Annotated in this window: 16 protein-coding genes and 1 pseudogene; 3 read left to right on the top strand and 14 right to left on the bottom strand. The window is 65.9% G+C overall.

The annotated features are described in order from the left end of the window. Positions 1-20: 20 nt before the first annotated feature. The 14 genes from ACW5E8_RS12345 to ACW5E8_RS12280 form a co-directional block, all read right to left on the bottom strand. Positions 21-635, bottom strand: coding sequence for a hypothetical protein (locus ACW5E8_RS12345; protein ID WP_456965830.1), 615 nt, complete (start codon positions 633-635; stop codon positions 21-23). A gap of 56 nt (positions 636-691) precedes the next feature. Further along, positions 692-1,315 (bottom strand): TrbM/KikA/MpfK family conjugal transfer protein, encoded by a 624-nt coding sequence (locus ACW5E8_RS12340; RefSeq protein ID WP_456965829.1) that lies wholly within the window; start codon positions 1,313-1,315, stop codon positions 692-694. Positions 1,316-1,475: 160 nt separating this feature from the next. Continuing rightward, a complete protein-coding gene (locus ACW5E8_RS12335; RefSeq protein WP_456965828.1) occupies positions 1,476-2,015 on the bottom strand; it encodes a DUF4189 domain-containing protein in 540 nt (179 codons plus the stop codon). A 62-nt stretch (positions 2,016-2,077) separates the two neighbouring features. Continuing rightward, the gene (locus tag ACW5E8_RS12330; protein WP_456965827.1) at positions 2,078-3,154 is read right to left on the bottom strand and encodes a type IV secretion system protein; all 1,077 of its coding nucleotides are present in this window, start codon (positions 3,152-3,154) and stop codon (positions 2,078-2,080) included. 32 nt (positions 3,155-3,186) lie between these two features. Then, a complete protein-coding gene (locus ACW5E8_RS12325; protein ID WP_456965826.1) occupies positions 3,187-3,963 on the bottom strand; it encodes a flagellar cap protein FliD N-terminal domain-containing protein in 777 nt (258 codons plus the stop codon). 91 nt (positions 3,964-4,054) lie between these two features. After that, on the bottom strand, positions 4,055-6,520 hold the full coding sequence (locus ACW5E8_RS12320; RefSeq protein ID WP_456965825.1) for a VirB4 family type IV secretion/conjugal transfer ATPase: 2,466 nt from the start codon (positions 6,518-6,520) through the stop codon (positions 4,055-4,057). 2 nt (positions 6,521-6,522) lie between these two features. Beyond that, positions 6,523-6,837, bottom strand: coding sequence for a type IV secretion system protein VirB3 (locus ACW5E8_RS12315; RefSeq protein WP_456965824.1), 315 nt, complete (start codon positions 6,835-6,837; stop codon positions 6,523-6,525). 6 nt (positions 6,838-6,843) lie between these two features. Then, positions 6,844-7,212: a TrbC/VirB2 family protein gene (locus ACW5E8_RS12310; RefSeq protein ID WP_456965823.1), complete on the bottom strand. Its 369-nt coding sequence runs from the start codon at positions 7,210-7,212 to the stop codon at positions 6,844-6,846. A gap of 78 nt (positions 7,213-7,290) precedes the next feature. Next, entirely contained in the window at positions 7,291-8,103 is an 813-nt protein-coding gene (locus ACW5E8_RS12305) for a lytic transglycosylase domain-containing protein (protein WP_456965822.1), read from the bottom strand. Positions 8,104-8,119: 16 nt separating this feature from the next. Then, positions 8,120-9,166: a P-type DNA transfer ATPase VirB11 gene (gene virB11, locus ACW5E8_RS12300; protein WP_456965821.1), complete on the bottom strand. Its 1,047-nt coding sequence runs from the start codon at positions 9,164-9,166 to the stop codon at positions 8,120-8,122. Between the two features lie 14 nt (positions 9,167-9,180). Beyond that, the gene (locus ACW5E8_RS12295; RefSeq protein WP_456965820.1) at positions 9,181-10,353 is read right to left on the bottom strand and encodes a TrbI/VirB10 family protein; all 1,173 of its coding nucleotides are present in this window, start codon (positions 10,351-10,353) and stop codon (positions 9,181-9,183) included. Next, positions 10,350-11,120 (bottom strand): TrbG/VirB9 family P-type conjugative transfer protein, encoded by a 771-nt coding sequence (locus ACW5E8_RS12290; protein ID WP_456965819.1) that lies wholly within the window; start codon positions 11,118-11,120, stop codon positions 10,350-10,352. Before ACW5E8_RS12290 ends, ACW5E8_RS12295 begins: the two co-directional genes overlap by 4 nt. Then, the gene (locus ACW5E8_RS12285; RefSeq protein ID WP_456965818.1) at positions 11,117-12,052 is read right to left on the bottom strand and encodes a virB8 family protein; all 936 of its coding nucleotides are present in this window, start codon (positions 12,050-12,052) and stop codon (positions 11,117-11,119) included. Before ACW5E8_RS12285 ends, ACW5E8_RS12290 begins: the two co-directional genes overlap by 4 nt. 12 nt (positions 12,053-12,064) lie before the next feature. Continuing rightward, complete coding sequence (locus ACW5E8_RS12280) at positions 12,065-12,451, bottom strand: hypothetical protein (RefSeq protein WP_456965817.1); 387 nt, start codon at positions 12,449-12,451, stop codon at positions 12,065-12,067. Between the two features lie 555 nt (positions 12,452-13,006). Between ACW5E8_RS12280 and ACW5E8_RS12275 the strand changes: the two genes are divergently transcribed. From ACW5E8_RS12275 to ACW5E8_RS12265, 3 genes and pseudogenes are all read left to right on the top strand, one after another. Next, entirely contained in the window at positions 13,007-14,452 is a 1,446-nt protein-coding gene (locus tag ACW5E8_RS12275) for a type IV pilus assembly protein FimV (protein WP_456965816.1), read from the top strand. After that, a complete protein-coding gene (locus tag ACW5E8_RS12270) occupies positions 14,449-15,054 on the top strand; it encodes a hypothetical protein (RefSeq protein WP_456965815.1) in 606 nt (201 codons plus the stop codon). Before ACW5E8_RS12275 ends, ACW5E8_RS12270 begins: the two co-directional genes overlap by 4 nt. A gap of 46 nt (positions 15,055-15,100) precedes the next feature. After that, positions 15,101-16,783: pseudogene (locus ACW5E8_RS12265) on the top strand (type IV secretory system conjugative DNA transfer family protein); the annotation flags it as partial. Between the last annotated feature and the right edge of the window lie 41 nt (positions 16,784-16,824).

Raw genomic sequence — 16,824 nt, 5'->3', positions numbered from 1 at the left:
ATGCTGGCGGGTGCCGGGCCTCATGGCGTCGGCTCCGAGGCACTGAGCGTCACCTTGAACACCTCGTCGTCGCCGAGGTGGGCCACGGACGCGCGACCGGGGCGGCCGATCACAAACGGGTCATCCGTGATCGAGCGGGGATGCCGTGGATAGGTGACCTTCGGGAAATAGAGTTCCGCGCGCCCACCCGCGGCCGCCACGTCGCCCTCCATGTCCGCCATGAACAGCGTCTCTCCCTCCGCGCCAGTGGCCTTCAGCTGCACCTGCACGTTCACCAGCGCCCAGTGGCACACGCCGCGGCCGTGGTAGTCCTCGTCGACCATGCCATCCGCGACAACGGTGCCGCGCCAGACCCCGTCGTCGCCCTGCTCCAGCGCGAAGGGGATCGTCCGCGTCGGCACGGGCGAGGTATGCCCGCCGGGGTTGGCGTCCGGCGGCGGCAGGCAGGTCCGGTTGGTGACGTCGAACTGCATGGCCCCCTGGACATACCCGAAGTCCCCGGGCACACCCTCGATGCGGACTTCGATGTCCCGGGCGAGGCGGGGCGCCGGGTTTTCCCTGTACTCGGGCTTGACGGTCTTGTTCGCATCAACGCTGCAGGAAACGGTGGATGAGACGAGGAGCGCGGCGAACAACAGTCCGCCGCGTCCCAGGAAAGGCCCGGCTCCGCGCGCGCATGGCAGGGAGGGTTTCAGCGCTCCCACCAGTTGCTACCGATACCCCGCCCGCCGTTCCCGCCGTTCCGGCGCTCGGCGTCCTCGCGCTGGATGCGCGTGTTGTAGGCCGCCAGGGCGCGATCGTAGTCGCCGGCCTCGACCCAGTGGCCTCCGCGCCCCGGGTCGCCGACGTAGCGGGCCTGGCCATCACCGAGATCGGTGTACTGGTGCCTGGTGTACTGGTTGCAGTACTCGGGCAGCTGGTTGCCGATGTACACCTGGCCGTCGTCGCCACCGCTCCAGAACGTCAGGGTGCGGTTGAGCGACGCCGCATCGCAGCGACCGGCGCCTCGCGAGATCGCCTGTACGAGGCTTGCCATCTCCGGCGTCTGGTTCGAGGCCGGGCACATCTCGAGGAAGTCGAGGCGGGCCTTCAGCGTATCCGACAGCTTTCGCTTCTGGATGTTGAAGTACCGCGAGAGCGAAGGACTGCATTCGCTGGGCCGGGTACCGGAAGACAGGCACACGACGGCCTCGCAGGCGAGGCGCGTGTCGCCGGTGAGCAGGTCGTCGCCGACCTGTGCCCGGGCCTCGCCAGTCGAGGCGAGGGCGAGGACGAGGCCCAAAGTGAGTGCAATGGCAAGCAGGGCATTCTTCATGATCGGTCAGCTCCATTTCCCGGACGGGTGTGTCCCAACTGTGCCGGCGCGCCCCAGCGCGCCAGTTCCATCTGTTGCGGTTCCTGCGCATGGCGCGCCCGTGCACGGCTTGGAGGACAGGCATCAGCGTTCCAGCCCAGCCTGCCGGTAATGATCCGGCTCACCCCCCCCGCCCCATGACCCGTACCGGAATCGTGCAATCGATGTGCACGACCTCGCAATCCGGCCCCGCGCACTCCTCCAGCACCATCTGCGATGCCAGCGCAGTCGTTTCAGCGGCCCGCGCCCCGAATCGCCGCCCCGATGCAAGCGTCGGCAGCGCAAGCGCCGCGCACTGCCCCGCATACCAGAGCACGACCTTGCATGCCTGGGCACCGGTGGCCTCGCATTTCTCCTGCGCCAGGCGTTTTGCCTCGCGCCGTGAGTACGCTCCGTTCACTGCGCCGAAAACGCCAGGCTGGCCATCGGTGGCGATATCGATCGCGATCGCCCCCCAGGTCCGCTTCCATTCGGGCTGCGGCGGCGGCGGGACATAGAAGCCGACGCCGGTGCCACAGCGTGCACTGGAGACACCCTGGCATGTCTGCGCCCAGACCGGAGCCACCAAGCCCAGCAGGACGAGACCCAACGCCAGCCGCAGCCCACGACCAGTGCGCGGCCGAGGGCCCTCCAACGAATCCATTCGGGTAAACGTGTTCATCGAACCTCCTTGATTCGGACCCGCCCCCCCGGGCCGGTCTGGCAGCGTTTCCGCTGCGATTCCTAGTACGTCGCCCGGGACTCGGCGACACGATGGCCCGCGGGGGGCGCTTCCTCCGGCACGGCACGACTGGCCTGGGCCGTCTGCCCCGTATAGCCTCCCTGGCCAGGTTGGCTGCCTGGCGCCACCCCTCCCATCTGGGTGAATGCGTTCGCACCGTAGAACTGGCCGAGCGTGCCCTGGAACAGCATCGCCGCCATCGGCGGCGCGCTCACGATCAGGGCGGTCATGATCAGTCCGAGGCCGCCCTGCTGCATCGCCATGTTGGTCATGCTTTCGGCGCTGCCGCCGAATCCGAGGGTATTGGTGATCCAGAATGCCGCGCCGACCGCCATCACGATGTCCAGCGCGAGCGTGGTCATCACGCTGAGCAGGGCCATCGAGAAAAGCGCCCCGATGCCGTAGAGCAACCACTTCTGGAACAGCGGCTTGACCGGCTCCCACAGCAGGCAAAGGATGAAGAGCGGACCCAGCCCCAGGATCAGCCCGATGGCGATCTTGTTCAGCATCAGTGCGATGGCGCCCATGATCGCGGGGCTGCCGAGCCCGACCCCGACGAACCACATCGCGCGCTCGCGCTCCTTGGACAGCACGTCGTCGCCGTCGGTGTTGACCGAATCGATGCTCTGCAGGGCGACCTGCATGATTCCAAGGGTACGGTCGATGTTTTCGTAGGGCGATGTCCCGTCGCCGTCGCCCGTCATCGTGCTGTTGACCGTCCGTGCGAGCCCGTCGGTGAGGGTTCCGTAGATATCGCCCCAGCCCACCGCCACCCCCAGCGCCACGCCGACGATGAACGTGGCGCGCAGGGAATTCACCATCAGCGCCATCATCGACTCGCGCGACTGCCCGGTGACGATCCGGTAGCCCTGGATCATGATCCAGAGCGTCAGCAGCAGGATGCCCAGACCGCCGAGGACCTGGATCACCCGCCTGCCGAGGTTGGGCAGGTACTCGTTCATCAACTCGTCGTCGATGAACGCGTTGATCTCCGAGAAAAACGTCATGTTCGAGAGATCTGCAAGCGGGAGGCTGGTCCAGTCCGAAGCGGCACCGGCCAGCTGGAGAACGCTATCCATCGAGGTCATCCATAGTGGTGGAAACGGGCCGCTCAGCGATCGCGCTGACGGGCCGCCTGCAACGCAAGCTTGAGCGTGCCATGGGAGACGATCTGGCCCACCAGCGTGTCGCCGCGGCCACTCTCACCCCTCAACACCACGGCAGCAACGCGCTGGTTCTCCTCGCGCAGGCCCAGGAGGAAGGTGTTGTAGGCCTCGAGCGTGGTGGCCTTGGCCTGCAGGTCCGCCTGGATCTGCGCCTCGATCACCTTGATGTCGTAGTCGATGACGCCGAGCCGGCCGAACTCGTCGTCGCCCAGCGAGTTCCGCTCGGCGATAAGGGCCTGGATCTCAGCATCCTTCGTGCGAATGTTCTCGAGCACCTTGCGCATCATGTTGAAGCGGCGGTTCTCCGTCTGGACGATCCGGACGCACAGCGTGTACTGCTGCTTGCGCGCATCGATGTTCGCGCCTCCGGTAGGCGCAGCGGCGCCGCATTTCTCTGCGGCGCCTTCGTTCACTCCACGCTCGGGGAACGTGGAATCGATGTCTTCGCGGAAGCTGGTCTGGCTGGAGAACGCGGCCATCTTCAGCTTCATCTGGTCGTACTGCTTCATCTGTGTCTGCAGCTGCTCCTTCTGCTTCTGGAGCTCGTCAAGCATCTGCCGGTACTGCTCGACCCACGCGAACTTGCTGATGCCCAGGTGCACACCGTCGACCACGGGAATACCCGAAGCCGAGGCGCCCTGCGTGACGAGGACCAGCGCTGCGACGAGGACGACGACGAGGCCCCGCCGGCCGCTTGCTTTCTGTGGAAGACGATCGTTCATTGCGTTCCTCCTGGTGCTTCGATATCGGAGCCCCCCGCATGGGAGACCCGGGGACTGCCGTGCTGCGCCCGCGCGGGTGCACTCCGGCCTCTCATGCCAGCGTCGTCCTGCGACGATGGCCACCCACCTGCTCCTCCGTCCGGGCACGCGAGCCCTTGCGCTCTTCATAGAAGCGCGGAAGCCACTGCTCCGGTCGCAGTTCGCTTGCCTCAACGCCCAGGCGCGCGGCCTGCTCGGCAAGGATGCGATGCATGATCTCGATGTTGTCGGTGCTGGCGGAAATGACGGCCAGCGCGTCGTCCTGCCCACCCAGGTTGAGCTGGCACACCGTCGAGGCATGTCCCTGCTTGACCAGGAAGCATCGCGACCGCTCATCGAGCCCCTTCACCACGCGGTACTCCGCGTCGGTGAGCTTCAGGCCCTCGATGTAGTCCTCGCGGCTGGCATTCGGGTTGGGCAGCAGGATCAGGGTGGCGGTCTGCTCCACGAGCGCCGCGGAGATGTCGCTGTTCAACGCATCCTCCGGGCTCTGGGTGGCGAAGATGCCGAGACCGTTCTGCTTCCGGATCGTCTTCTGCTTGTTCTTCGCGAATTCCTTGAGACCGCCACCGCCATCCAGGATTTTCCAGAACTCGTCCATCACGTAGATCAGCGGGCGTCCGTCGATCAGCGACTCCAGCCGATGCAGCAGGTAGTTGATCACCGGCACCCGGACCTCGGGATTGTCGATCACTTCGGTGTAGTCGAAGCCGATGATGCTCGCGCGGCCCAGGTCGATGGTATCCACGGGGTTGTCGAACACCCAGCCCAGGGCGTTGCCCGCGGTCCACTTGCGCAGCCTGGCGAACAGCCCGTCGTCGCCCATGTTGGGCAGGCTCTTCTGGAAGTTCGTCATCGACCGGAGCGGCATCGGCGTGTCGAGGATGTTCTCGACCGCGCGGAAGATCTCTTCGTCCTCGCGCGCGGTGTAGTGCAGCTTGCCGGCGAGCACCTTGACCAGGTCCGCCAGGAACTGGATGTTGGCCTCGGTGCGCTCGCACTGGAAGGGATTGAAGCCCGAAGGCGCGCCGTTCTCCAGGGCCAGGTAGTTCCCGCCACAGGCGCGCACGAAGATCTCCGCGCCGCGGTCCTTGTCGAAGAAGAAGATCGTCGGCACGGGATCGAGCTTCTGAACCTGGCTGAGGAGGAAATTGATCAGCGCGGTCTTGCCCGTACCCGACTTGCCGATGACCATCGTGTTGGCGATGGCCTTTTCGCCGAGCGAGTTCTCGGATGGGTGCGTGGCGTGGAAATTGAAGTAATAGGGCTGGCCGTTCGTGGTCTGGAGCACGGTGACGCACTCGCCCCAGGGGTTGTTGCCGGGCTTGCCGGTGGCGAAATTGTGCAGCGGCGACAGCCCGAGGAAATTCAGGGAGCTGACGTTGGCCAGGCGGGTCCGGTACTTCCAGTTGCCCGGGAGCTGCGAGTAGAAGGACGACGACACGGCGAGGTCCTCCTTGGCCGAGACGAAGCCGGCGTTGGACAGCTCTGCGCGCGCCGTCGCGATCTGGTGCGTGAGCTTCTCCTGCGTGTCGGCGTACAGGCTCAGGATGAAGTGGTACTCGCCAAGCACGAAGTTGCCCGATGCCAGCTCATCCATCGCCACGTCCAGCTCGACGATCTGGCTGACCGCCTTGTCGCCGGAGGAGATCATCATGCCCTTGGTACGGTCGAGCACCTTCAGCGCGTCCTGGCGCCCCATGGGGCTGAATGAGTGGGTGATGACGTACTCGAAATCCAGGTACTTCAGGCCGTTGAGGATGCCCGGCCAGGTCCCGTCGGTGTACTCCTTGATGTTCAGCACCGCACCGAAGTGGTTGGTTCCATCCGGCGCCCTGACGACGAAGTCGCCGGTTTTCGAAGAGAACAGATGGCTGCTGACCGGGAGATAGTCGTAGACGGGTGCGTCCAGCACCGGCACCGGCTCGGTGATCCGGTTGAGCAGGTAGCCATAGAACTGGAGTGCTTCGGAGAACACCACGCCGTTCGGGCCCTCGTACATCCCCAGCCGGACCGGCGAGTAGTCCTTGAGCACGGCCTCGACGTTGCCCGCAAGCTCAAGCAGCTTCTCGACCGCCTGCTCCTGCTCCGAGCGGAGTCGCTCGACGCTGGTCGACTTCTCGATGAAGCGCTTGCCGGCGACGACGGGCCGGTAGATCAAGGTCAGGTAGAGCTCGTTGACCATGATCTTGCGCGACGACAGCGCCTGGAAGTACTCGTCGGAGAGCTGCTGGTTGAAGGCCTGGTCGAAGTTGCTCTCCACGTCCACGCGGCCGCGCCTGCGGATGTCGTGGACCCAGAACGCGACGTTGACGAAGTCCGGCGCGCGCAGCGTCTGCAACATCCGGTTGAATGTGTTGTGCCGGTGTTCGAGGTCCCATTCCTCCCGCCCGACGAACGGCAGCCCGGCCAGTCGCCAGACCAGCAGGAAGTCGCCCTCGCGGGTCTTGATGACTTCCGGCGCGACATGCGTCGAAAGCGGGATGAACTCGGCGATGGGGGCATCTGGCAACGACATGGTCAATCCAGGCGCGAACCGTGGATGCGGCTGCGGTAGAGGTTGGGCGAGAACACCCACATCCCGGCGTGCAGGTCGCGGTTCCTGGCTTTCACCAGGAACCGCAGCCGCAGTCCGAGCAGGCGGAAGATCATCTCGTCACGCCTGGCCATCTGCCGCATGACGACGATCACCATGGGCAGCAGGACCAGGCAGAACATGTTGATGTAGAACGTCAGCAGGATGCAGACGCCGGCTCCGATGGTGAAGGGCACGTACGGCACCCCCATGAACATCGGTGGCCGCGTGCACCCCCTGAACAGCACGTTCTTCCGCATGGGTGGTCAGGCGACGTACGGAAGCATGTTGTTGAGCAGCGAGGTCCCGACGCCCGAACCCACGGTGTCGGGAACCAGCATCTTCGCGATCTGCGCCGCGGCGCCGATCAGGAAGCCGCCCAGCAGCACCGGTGCGACATCGCTGATGCGCTTGTGGTTGAACGCGATCTGGTAGCCGGCAAAGATGATCGCGATCGTCACCACCGCGATCGACGCGAGGTTCAGCAGCGAGTTGAGGTTGTTGAGGAAGGTCGACACCCTCCCCTGCGCCTCGGCGGCGTCCTGCGCCAGTGCCAGTTCCGGCATCGCGACGCAGGTGACGAAGGCGACGGCCATGAACAGGGCCCGTCCCAGCTGCTTGGTCTGATCGGTCATTTCGGATTTCATTCCTCTACTCCTCGCTTGGTCGTGGTTGACGCGGTGGTGTCGAACGGGCTTCGCACGGCTGGCCCATCAAAAAACGAATGCTTCGTCGCGGCCGCCCCTGGCCGCCTCGGGCGCGCTCCGGCGAACGCCGTGCGCGCCGGTGCTCGTGTTGGTGTCCTGGACGCTGGTGTCCGCGCGTGGCGCCGAAGGGGCCGCGGCTCTCGCGCCCGTGAACTGCACGACGACGGGGCCTTCGGCCGATGCCGCAGGTGCAAGTGCGCGCGCAGGCGATGGCGCCGTGGCGGCGACAGGCTCCGGCCGTTCGGTCGCCTGCGGTATCGCAAACTCGGGCAGGGCCCTTCGTTCCATGAGATCCCGGGCGGGACCGTCCGTGCGCCGCGCCCAGTCCAGGGCTTCGGGCCGCTCGATGCCTTCGATGCCGATCGCGGCAGCGCCCGCCTGGACGGCGCCCGCCAGCGAGGCCATGACTTTCTGGACATAGCCGTGGCGGAAGCCGGTGACGAAATTGCCGGAGTAGTAGCAACTGAAGGCCTTGCCCCAGTCACCGCCTGCGCGGGTGTGGCAATCAGCAAGGATCCGCGAACCCGCTTCCAGGTTCGGACAGGCCTGGAAGGCACGCGCATAGTCGGAGAGCCCGTACGTGGCGAGGTTGTGCCGGTTCACCTGCGCCAGCCCGACCGAGAAGTTGTATCCCTTCCCCTCGAGCATGCGCGCGGTCGCCACCGCCTCCGGGAGCGAGCGCGGCTGGCGTACGAGCCGGCCACCCACGACCCCGATCGCGTAGGGATTGGACGAGGATTCGATCCTGACGACGTGCTGCATCACCTCGGCGGGGACCGCCAGGTCCGCACAGCCCATCAGTTCCATCCCTGGCAACATGCCATCACCTCCCCGGTCACTGGACACCCCCGGTTCCGGCCATGGCCCGGCGCGGATCGAAATCGATCCCGGTGATATAGCGGCGCCCGGCATGGGCCTTGATGTGCACCATGATGTCGATCGTCATCATCAGCAGGCGCTTGATCACGGCGAACTCCAGCCCGGCGCCCTCGCTGGATGCCTTCACCATCAGCGCGAGCTGGTCCCATGCCTGCGAGGTGCTGCCGGCGTGGCAGCTGGTGATCGAGCCGGGATGCCCGGATGCGCAGTTGCGGATGAAGTAGAACGATTCGTCGCCGCGCAGCTCCGCCAGGATGATCCTGTCAGGCTTCATGCGCAGGCACGCTTCCATGCAGGTTTTCGCGGACACGTTGCTGATGCTCTGCCCACCCTTCGAATACAGCAGGTGCACCACGTTGGGCTGCGGAATGAACAGCTCCCTCGCATCCTCGATGGTCACCAGGCGCTCGCTGTGCGCGATGTGGTTGACCAGCGATTTCATGAACGTGGTCTTGCCGCTTCCGGTCGCACCGGCCACCACGATGTTCTTGTGGTAGGTCACGGCCTTGCGGAAAAAGCCGGCGTAATCACGCTTCTCGCGCAGCTCGAGCAGCTCGCGATCGTGGTCGTCGACGTCGCCGTCCTGTTCGAGGATCTCCGCGAAGAAGCCGTCGCGCTCGTACTGCTCCAGCGACTTGCTGAACTTGGCCGGCAGCCGGATCGTGATCGACACCTTGCCCGGGTCGCAGGCGGGCGGCATCACGAACTGGGCCCGCTGGCCGGTCGGAAACGTGAGCGAGACCATCGGGTCGGCGTCCGTGATCCGCTGGCCGGTGTTGCTCTCGTTGACCACCGCCGTGCAGAACTGCCGCGCGCGCTCGAACGTAAGCTGCGGCGCTTCGACGCGCCGCCAGCCGTCGCTGACCGTCTCCAGGTACAGCTCGCCCGGCCTGTTGACGCAGATCTCGGTGACGTCGTCGGACTGGAGGAACTCGCCGATCCCGAGCACCTGGTACTGGTACTCGAGGAAGTCGTTGGAGACCTTGACAGCGGTGGCGTCCATTCGCGATGGCTGCGTCAGAGGAGCACGGACGAGAAGTCGACGTCCTGCGCGACGTACACGTTGACGACCTCACCCTGGTTGATCGTCACCGTGGCCGGCCGGCTCATGCTCTTGTCGAGCGCGAGGTTCGCGAGGCGCTCCATGGTCCTGGCGGTGTTGCTCTCATAGGGGCTCTGCACCACCGTGCCGTTGGTGATGTCCACCTGCTGCGGACCATGCTTCGCACCCGCGTACTTGAACGCGTCGCTGAGCAGGCTGATCAGGAGCGCCGAGCTGATGCGCTGCGGCCAGTGCGCGTCATAGTGGCCGGGATGGCCGGCGCTTCCGAGGTTGTCGACGCCGGGGCTGCTCATGTTGATGTCGAGCCCGTTGGGCGTGGTGATCCTGTCCCAGACGACAGCGACACGGTTGCCGCCGATCGCATCGGAACCGTAGGTCCCGAGCACCTTCGCGCCCTTGGGCAGCAGCATCCGCCGGCCATTGATGGAGTACACCGGCTCGGTCACGATGCAGGACGTGAAGCCCGGCACGTCGGTGACAACGCGAGTCTCCAGCACGCAGCGGATGAGGGTGCCGCGCACCATCAGCGAATCCGGCCGGTACAGTGGCCTGACGCTGGCGTCGCCTCCGAAGCCGTTGCCGGTCTGGCCCTGTGCCTGGAACGCATCCGCCTGCGACGCGATGGCATCCATGCGCGACGCGTAGTCGTCCACGGAGTCGGAGCCTCCACCGGCACCGAATCCTCCGCCGTTCTGCATCCTGCGCTCCAGCAGGCTCGGACCGCTGAAGCCGGACGCGAGGTTCTGCGGCAAGGGGATCGACGGAGCAGGCGCCGGCGCCTGGGCCAGCGGGAGCGGCATGACCGGATCCGGGTAGATTTCCGGAGGCAACGGCGGCAGCGGCATGTCGTTGGGCGCGTCGGGAATCACCACCCGCTCTTCCGCTCCCTGCCTCGCGCCCTGGTCGGACGCACCGAAGCCACCCAGCAACCAGAAGGCCGCGACCATCAGCAGGGCGACGATGCCCACCAGGAATACCAGCGCCTTGCGGTTGAGCCTTTGGACGTCGGCCGAGCGCAGGACGGGGGCGCCTGCGTCGAGATCGGGAGCCCCCGATTGCCTCGCGTAGTACGGGTTGGCCGCGGCATCATGCGAACCGGCCTGGCTGTTGGGCGTGTTCTCGTTCACTTCTGCAGCCTCCTGCGCAGGCCAACGGTGTTCTTGCCGTGGCGGATCACGAGGTACGGGTACGTGCCGTGGACGATGATGGTGTTGCCCTCGACCGTCGTGTTGACCATGAAGTCGTCACCATGCTCGCGCTCGCGCCCGAACACCGCAGGGAAATTACCGGTCGGGAACTCGTCCACGTCGCCCATCCGCACGTAGGTGAAACGGCTGTCGTCGTAGACGGTCGCCGGCACCAGCCATTTCGGCGCTTTCCGTGGCGCGGAGAAGTCGTAATCGAAGTTGTAGCTGCGTTCGGGATGGATCCCGGTGTGCAACTCGTTCAGTGGCTCGTCCACCACGGCCGCTGCCGCCGCGAACTCGGTGCCATTGGGATAGACGAACCTCACCTTGTACTGCACGCCTGCGCGTTTGGCCTGGTCCAGCGCGCGCCAGTCGGTCGCCACCACCTTGAGCTCGAAGATGTACGAGTTGCTACCGGTACGCACCATCATGTTGGTGTCGACGTCGACGTTCTTGGGACGCAGGTAGAACACGTTCCCGCGGCGCGTGAGTTCCCACCCGCTGCTGAAGCCGGTGCTGTAATCGAGGATCTCCTCGTGCGGGCTGAGTTCGATCTGCGTCGTGATCCCGAGCCCCGTGCGGATCTGGTAGATCGCATCGGGGCGGTACTCGTACTCCTCGATCGCCTGCGCGGCCACCGGAAGCGCGAGCAGCGCCAGCAGGATCGCAATGCAAAGGCGCGGAATCAGGTCTTTCAAACGGCTCATCGTGTGTTGGCTCCATTGGCCGGGGCAGGCTGGACGGCACCACTGGCGGGGATTGCGGAATCCACGCCGGCAGCGGGCGCGCCGGCCACGTCCGGGTCTCCTTCGACGGACAGCGGCTCGGATGCCTCGCCGGCAGGCACCATCGGCATGCTGTACCCGGGCGCCTGCTGCGGCATCGAGGGATCGGGGAACATCGGATCGGCTGGCGGGACAGCCGCGTAGTCGTTCTCGACGCGGTAGTTGTTCACGCGGAAGCCGAGGGGGTTGAGCAGGCGATCCTCGTCGCTCAGCCTCAGGTTTGCGTTGTAGCTGAACTCCACGGTCGCGATCTTGCTGTCCACCGGCTCCGAGCGTCCGCGGCTCTTGTCGTAGAGGCTTCGCTGGAAGCGCACGGTCGCACCCGTATAGGGCTGGTCCTGCCCGCCGATCAGCGTGATGCTGAGGATGCGCACGTGCATCGACCGGCTGGCCCCGTAGATCGCCGCGGGGCGCCGCGGGTTGTCCACCGCGTGCGCAGCGATGTAGGCGGGCGACACGCGTCCACCGGCCATCGACAGCACGGTGCGCCAGTTACGCTGTCCAACCAGGCCCGAATCATAGGATTCGCGTGCCAGTACGAACTGGGCGACGTTGCTCTTGCTGATGGCTTCCTGGCGCGTGATGCCGGTGTCGTCCAGGCTGCCCTGCAGGCGCGCGACGGTCGCGGTACCGGTGTACGGATCCGCCATCACCAGGTAGGGCACCTTCTCCTTCAGCGGAAGGAACACGAAGTAGCCGCCAGCCAGGATCAGCGACATCGTCACTGCGCACCAGGCGACCAGCCACGCGCGGCGCTGGCTCCTGCGGGCCATGTCGGCAACGGTCAACTCGAAGTTGACCGACCTCGAGACCGCGCTCTCGACCTGCGGCGTGGGTGTCTTGCGTCCGAACATGATGCGGCCCGGTCAGCTTTCAGATTCGACCGTGGCGCTCGCGGCGCGCACGACGATCTGGTTGTCCTGGACCGCGACGTGGACGCCCTGTGCAGCGTAGGCGTCGCTCAGCGCGCGAACGGCGGCATGCATGTCGGCGGTATGGATCCGCGCCACTGGTTCATGCAGCGTGTAGTCGTTCGGGTGCAGGTAGGACAGGCTCATCTTCCGGTCGCGCGCCCAACGGCCCAGCATGGTCTTCAGCGTGGCGTCCGCCGGATGCGCGCGATAGAGGTACATTTCCTGGAGCGGGATCGCCTGCGGGGCCTGTGCAAATCCGTTGACAGGCTTCCACCGTCCGCGCACACCGGGCGCCTCGGGCGTGGTGCACGCCGAGAGCAGCGCCAGCGAAGCAAGCATGACAAGCAAACAGCGGACGAAGACTGGTTTCACGATTCTGCTCTTCCGTTGGTGTGCGCGTACGCGTGATCCAGGGCAACCGAGGCGCCGGGAACGATTCGAAGCGGTGAGGAGCGGGAGCGGCGCAAGCGACACGGGAACGACGACCCCGCCGCGACGGACACCCGCCTGGCGGAACCTGTTCGTTCGATTGCAACCTTCGCGGCATCGCGATGTGCGAAGCAGCGCCAGTCCTTGGCCTTCATGCCCTTGGCATCCCCTGTCCCTTTGACCCCGATGCAGTGCTGTCGATGGCACGACCGGTGCGCATGTCCACGTTGGACCGCCGCGCCAGCTCCATCGAAAAGCGACTTCATCTCCCCTGTCGCTTGACCTCCATGACTGCGGTCAGCGCGATGAACCGTAGCGAGCAATGCAACATTTCGTCAAGCAGTTCGCGTCACTTTATGCTCTGCTGTAGGGAGTCGTAGACGTTGTTGGTCACGCGTTCAAACAAGAACAGTGACAGGCATCACATTGGCTCAAGACATTGGCGGATTATCTGACGGTGCAAGGATGCATTTCACTACAGGGGTTTCGTACTTCAGACGCACGTTGTTGTTGTTCGCGGTGCTGGTCTTGCCGGCACATGCGCTCGACATCGATGCGATTCGCGTCCACTCCGCGCTCGGGGAGCGCTTGCAGGCGGACATCCCCGTGCAGGCCAGCGCGGATGAACTGCGCGCACTGCAGGTGGAGCTTGCACCGGCGGTGGTGTTCGCGCGCGTGGGACTGGAAAGACCTGCGGGGGCTGTCGCGGGCCTGCGGTTCAACGTAGTCCAGATGCAGGACCGCGCGGTGATACGCGTGACGACCGATGCGCCGGTGCAGGAAGATTTCTTCAGCTTCCTGGTCCAGCTCGACTGGGCCACGGGCCGGATGATCCGCGAGTTCTCCGTGGCCCTCCATGAGCGCGCCCCCGATTCACCTGGCCTCGTCACGGCCATCTCACTCGCGGAGCCGCCGACGGGTGATGTCGTTGCTCTGGATGAACCGGTGGATACCGCAATTGATTCGACGGCGAGCACTGCGGACGTCGCAACGCCGATCGCACTGGCGACACCGGTGCCTGTCAATGCGGGAACTCCCAATGCGACATCTGCAAGTACGGCACCGACAAGCGTGACTACGTCACGCATCGAGCCGGCAGCACGAAGGGAGGCCAGCGACGACATCCGTCGCATCACGGTTGCGCCGGGCGACACGCTGTCGGCAATCGCATCCCGCACGCGCCCTGACGGTGCGCTGCACGAACAGGCCCTCGCTGCATTGCTCGTGTCCAATCCGCACGCGTTCGTCTCCGGCAACATCAACCGACTGCGGCTTGGCGCCGAGCTTGAGATGCCCTCCGTGGCCGTCGTCGCCGGCATCCCCGTCGACGACGCGCGAACGCTGGTGGCCGTCCACGCGCGCGCGTGGCGCGATGGCCCGCTGGCGGCGGAAATGGAGGCCGCCCTCGCTGCCGTGCAGTCCGCCGCGGCCGCGGCGGCAGGCGCCACGACTGCGACTGCGACTGCGACCGCTGCGACGCCCAGCCGCCTGGAAATCACACCGCATGGCGTCACGGCGATGGACTTGCCACCACCGATTGCCCTGGCCGGCAGCGCCGCTTCCCTTGGCGCGTCCGGCCCGGTGATCGAGCTGGTCGCGAGCCAGGAGGCCGAACTGCAACACCTGCGTGCCCGGGTCGTGGAACTGGAAGCCGCAAGCGACGAAATGCGGCGGGTCGTGCTGGCGCAGGACCAGGCACTCGCGCGGGCGCAGGCGCGACTCTCGCAGCCGGACGCCACGTCGGCACGCACCGGATGGTGGTGGGCGCTGCTGGCCTTGGCGCTCCCGGCCAGCGCCCTTGCCATCCACCGCTACCGCGGCACGACGCGAGCTGCGCGCGTAGCCGCCACCGATGCCCCTCGCCCGGGCTGGCACCGCCTCGCCACCCAACCTTCCGGACAACCGACATGAATGCCACCCAGTACGACGAGATGGTGCAGTTCCTCGAAAAGGCGACCCTGCTGGCGGCGACGCTCGAGCGCCGCTGCGAGGATGCCGCGCAGCAGAGCTCGGCAAGCGCGCGTGACCTGGGACTCATGCTGCAGCGTGTGGAAGGCGAGGTGGGCAGCATCGTGTCCGCGGGCCGCGACGAACTCCTGCAGCATGCGGAGACGGCGGTCCGGCAGGCGATCGCGCGCGAGGTGGGCATGGCCACGGCAGCCATCGGTGAAAGCGCCCGGGAGCTACAGCGCGCCGCCGACCAGCTCGGTCGCGAGCAGGCCATGGTGGGCGGCCGGATGCGGGCAATGGCATGGAAGTCGATCGTCGCGGTCGGTGCCGCCGCGTTCCTCACCATCGCCGGCTCCAGCTTCATCGTCTGGAACAACGCGCAGCGCATCCAGCACACGCAGGTGCAGGCCGATGTCCTGGAGGCGCTCAGGCACGTCACCGTCACGTCCTGCGATGGCCGCCCGTGCATGAAGCTCGCCCAGGGCCAACCGCGCTGGTCGAAGAACGCCGACTACATCCTGGTCGACGTATCCGCGCCTGCAGGCGACCAGGCGGCGCGATGAAACGCATCCGATACACACATCCGACACCTTGCCAACGGCCGATGCCATGACCAGACCAAAACTCGCGATCACACTCATCTTCGCCATCGCGGCCTTCGTGGCCGGGCTTTACGCTTCGGGCTGGCTTGCGCTGGTGCTGATGAAACTCGACACCGCCACGCTCGCGCCCAACACCTGGTGGGCGTACATGCAGATGCTCGACCACCCGCGGATGCAGCCCTTCGCCACCCGGGTCCGGCTTGCCGGCGCCGTCGGCTTTGGACTCCCGGCGCTGGCGTGGCTGGCGCTCGCCGTGGTGGTGTTCCGCTTCGGCCGCGGCAAGTACCTGCACGGCAGGGCGCGCTTCGCGAACATGGTCGACCTCGTCTCGAAGGGCTTCCTGAAGTCCGCCAGCGACGGCATCGTGGTGGGCAAGATGCACGGCAAGCTGCTGCGCCTGTCGGGGCAGCAGTTCGCGGTACTGGCGGCGCCGACGCGCTCGGGCAAGGGCGTGGGCGTGGTGATCCCGAACCTGCTGGAGTACGGCGAATCGGTGGTGGTGCTCGACATCAAGCAGGAGAACTTCAACCTGACGTCGGGCTGGCGCGCGCAGCAGGGACAGGCCGTCTACCTGTTCAATCCCTTCGCCGAGGACCGGCGCACCCATCGCTGGAACCCGCTGAGCTATGTGTCGGCTGATCCCGCGTTCCGGGTGTCCGACCTCATGAGCATCGCCGCCATGCTGTACCCCGACGGCGACGACAAGGACAAGTTCTGGACCAGCCAGGCGCGCAATGCGTTCATGGCCTTCACCCTGTACCTGTTCGAGCAGGCCGACCACGAGGGTACGGTGGGCACCATGCCGACGCTGGGACGCATCTACCGGCTGTCCTCGGATACCGGCGGACTTGAACTCAAGCCCTACCTCGAGTCCCTGTCGCGTGCGTCATTCCTCAGTGCGAACGCGCGCACCGCGTTCGCCGGGCTGCTGTCGCAGGCCGACGTCACCTTCGCGTCGATCGTCGGCACCTTCAAGGAGCCGTTGAACGCCTGGATCAACCCCGTCCTCGACGCCGCCACCAGTGACGACGATTTCCGCCTCGATGACGTCCGCAAGCGGAAGATGACGATCTACATCGGCATCCAGCCGAACAAGCTCGCCGAAAGCCGGCTGATCGTGAACCTCTTCTTCAGCCAGCTCATCAACGTCAACACCAGGGAGCTGCCACAGGCCAACCCCGAGCTGCGCCACCAGTGCCTGTTGCTGATGGACGAGTTCACCTCGCTGGGCAGGGTCGACATCATCGCCAAGTCCGTCGCCTACATGGCCGGCTACAACCTGCGCCTGTTCCCGATCATCCAGTCCATGGCACAGCTCGATGCCGTCTACGGGAAGGAGCTTTCAAGGACGATCATCACCAACCACGCGCTGCAGATCCTGTACGCGCCCCGCGAGCAGCAGGATGCCAACGACTATTCTGAAATGCTCGGTTACACGACCGTGCACCGCAAGAACCGGACGCAGTCGCGTGCGCGCGGCCAGGGCCGCAACACCTCGTACAGCGATGCGCAGGAGAAGCGCGCGCTGATGCTTCCCCAGGAGTTGAAGGCCATGGGACCGAAGAAGGAAATCTTCCTGTACGAGGGCCTGTCGCACCCGGTGATGTGCGACAAGATCCGCTACTACGAGGATCGCCATTTCACCAGGCGCCTGCTGCCGAAGGTGGTGGTGCCACCGGTGTCGCTGCAGGAACACCGGCCGCAGGCGTTCACCGCACCTACCCCGCAGCC

The organism is Luteimonas sp. A649 (assembly GCF_054072735.1).
Note: the sequence above shows the minus strand (reverse complement) of the source record. Positions and strands in the feature narration are given on the sequence as shown.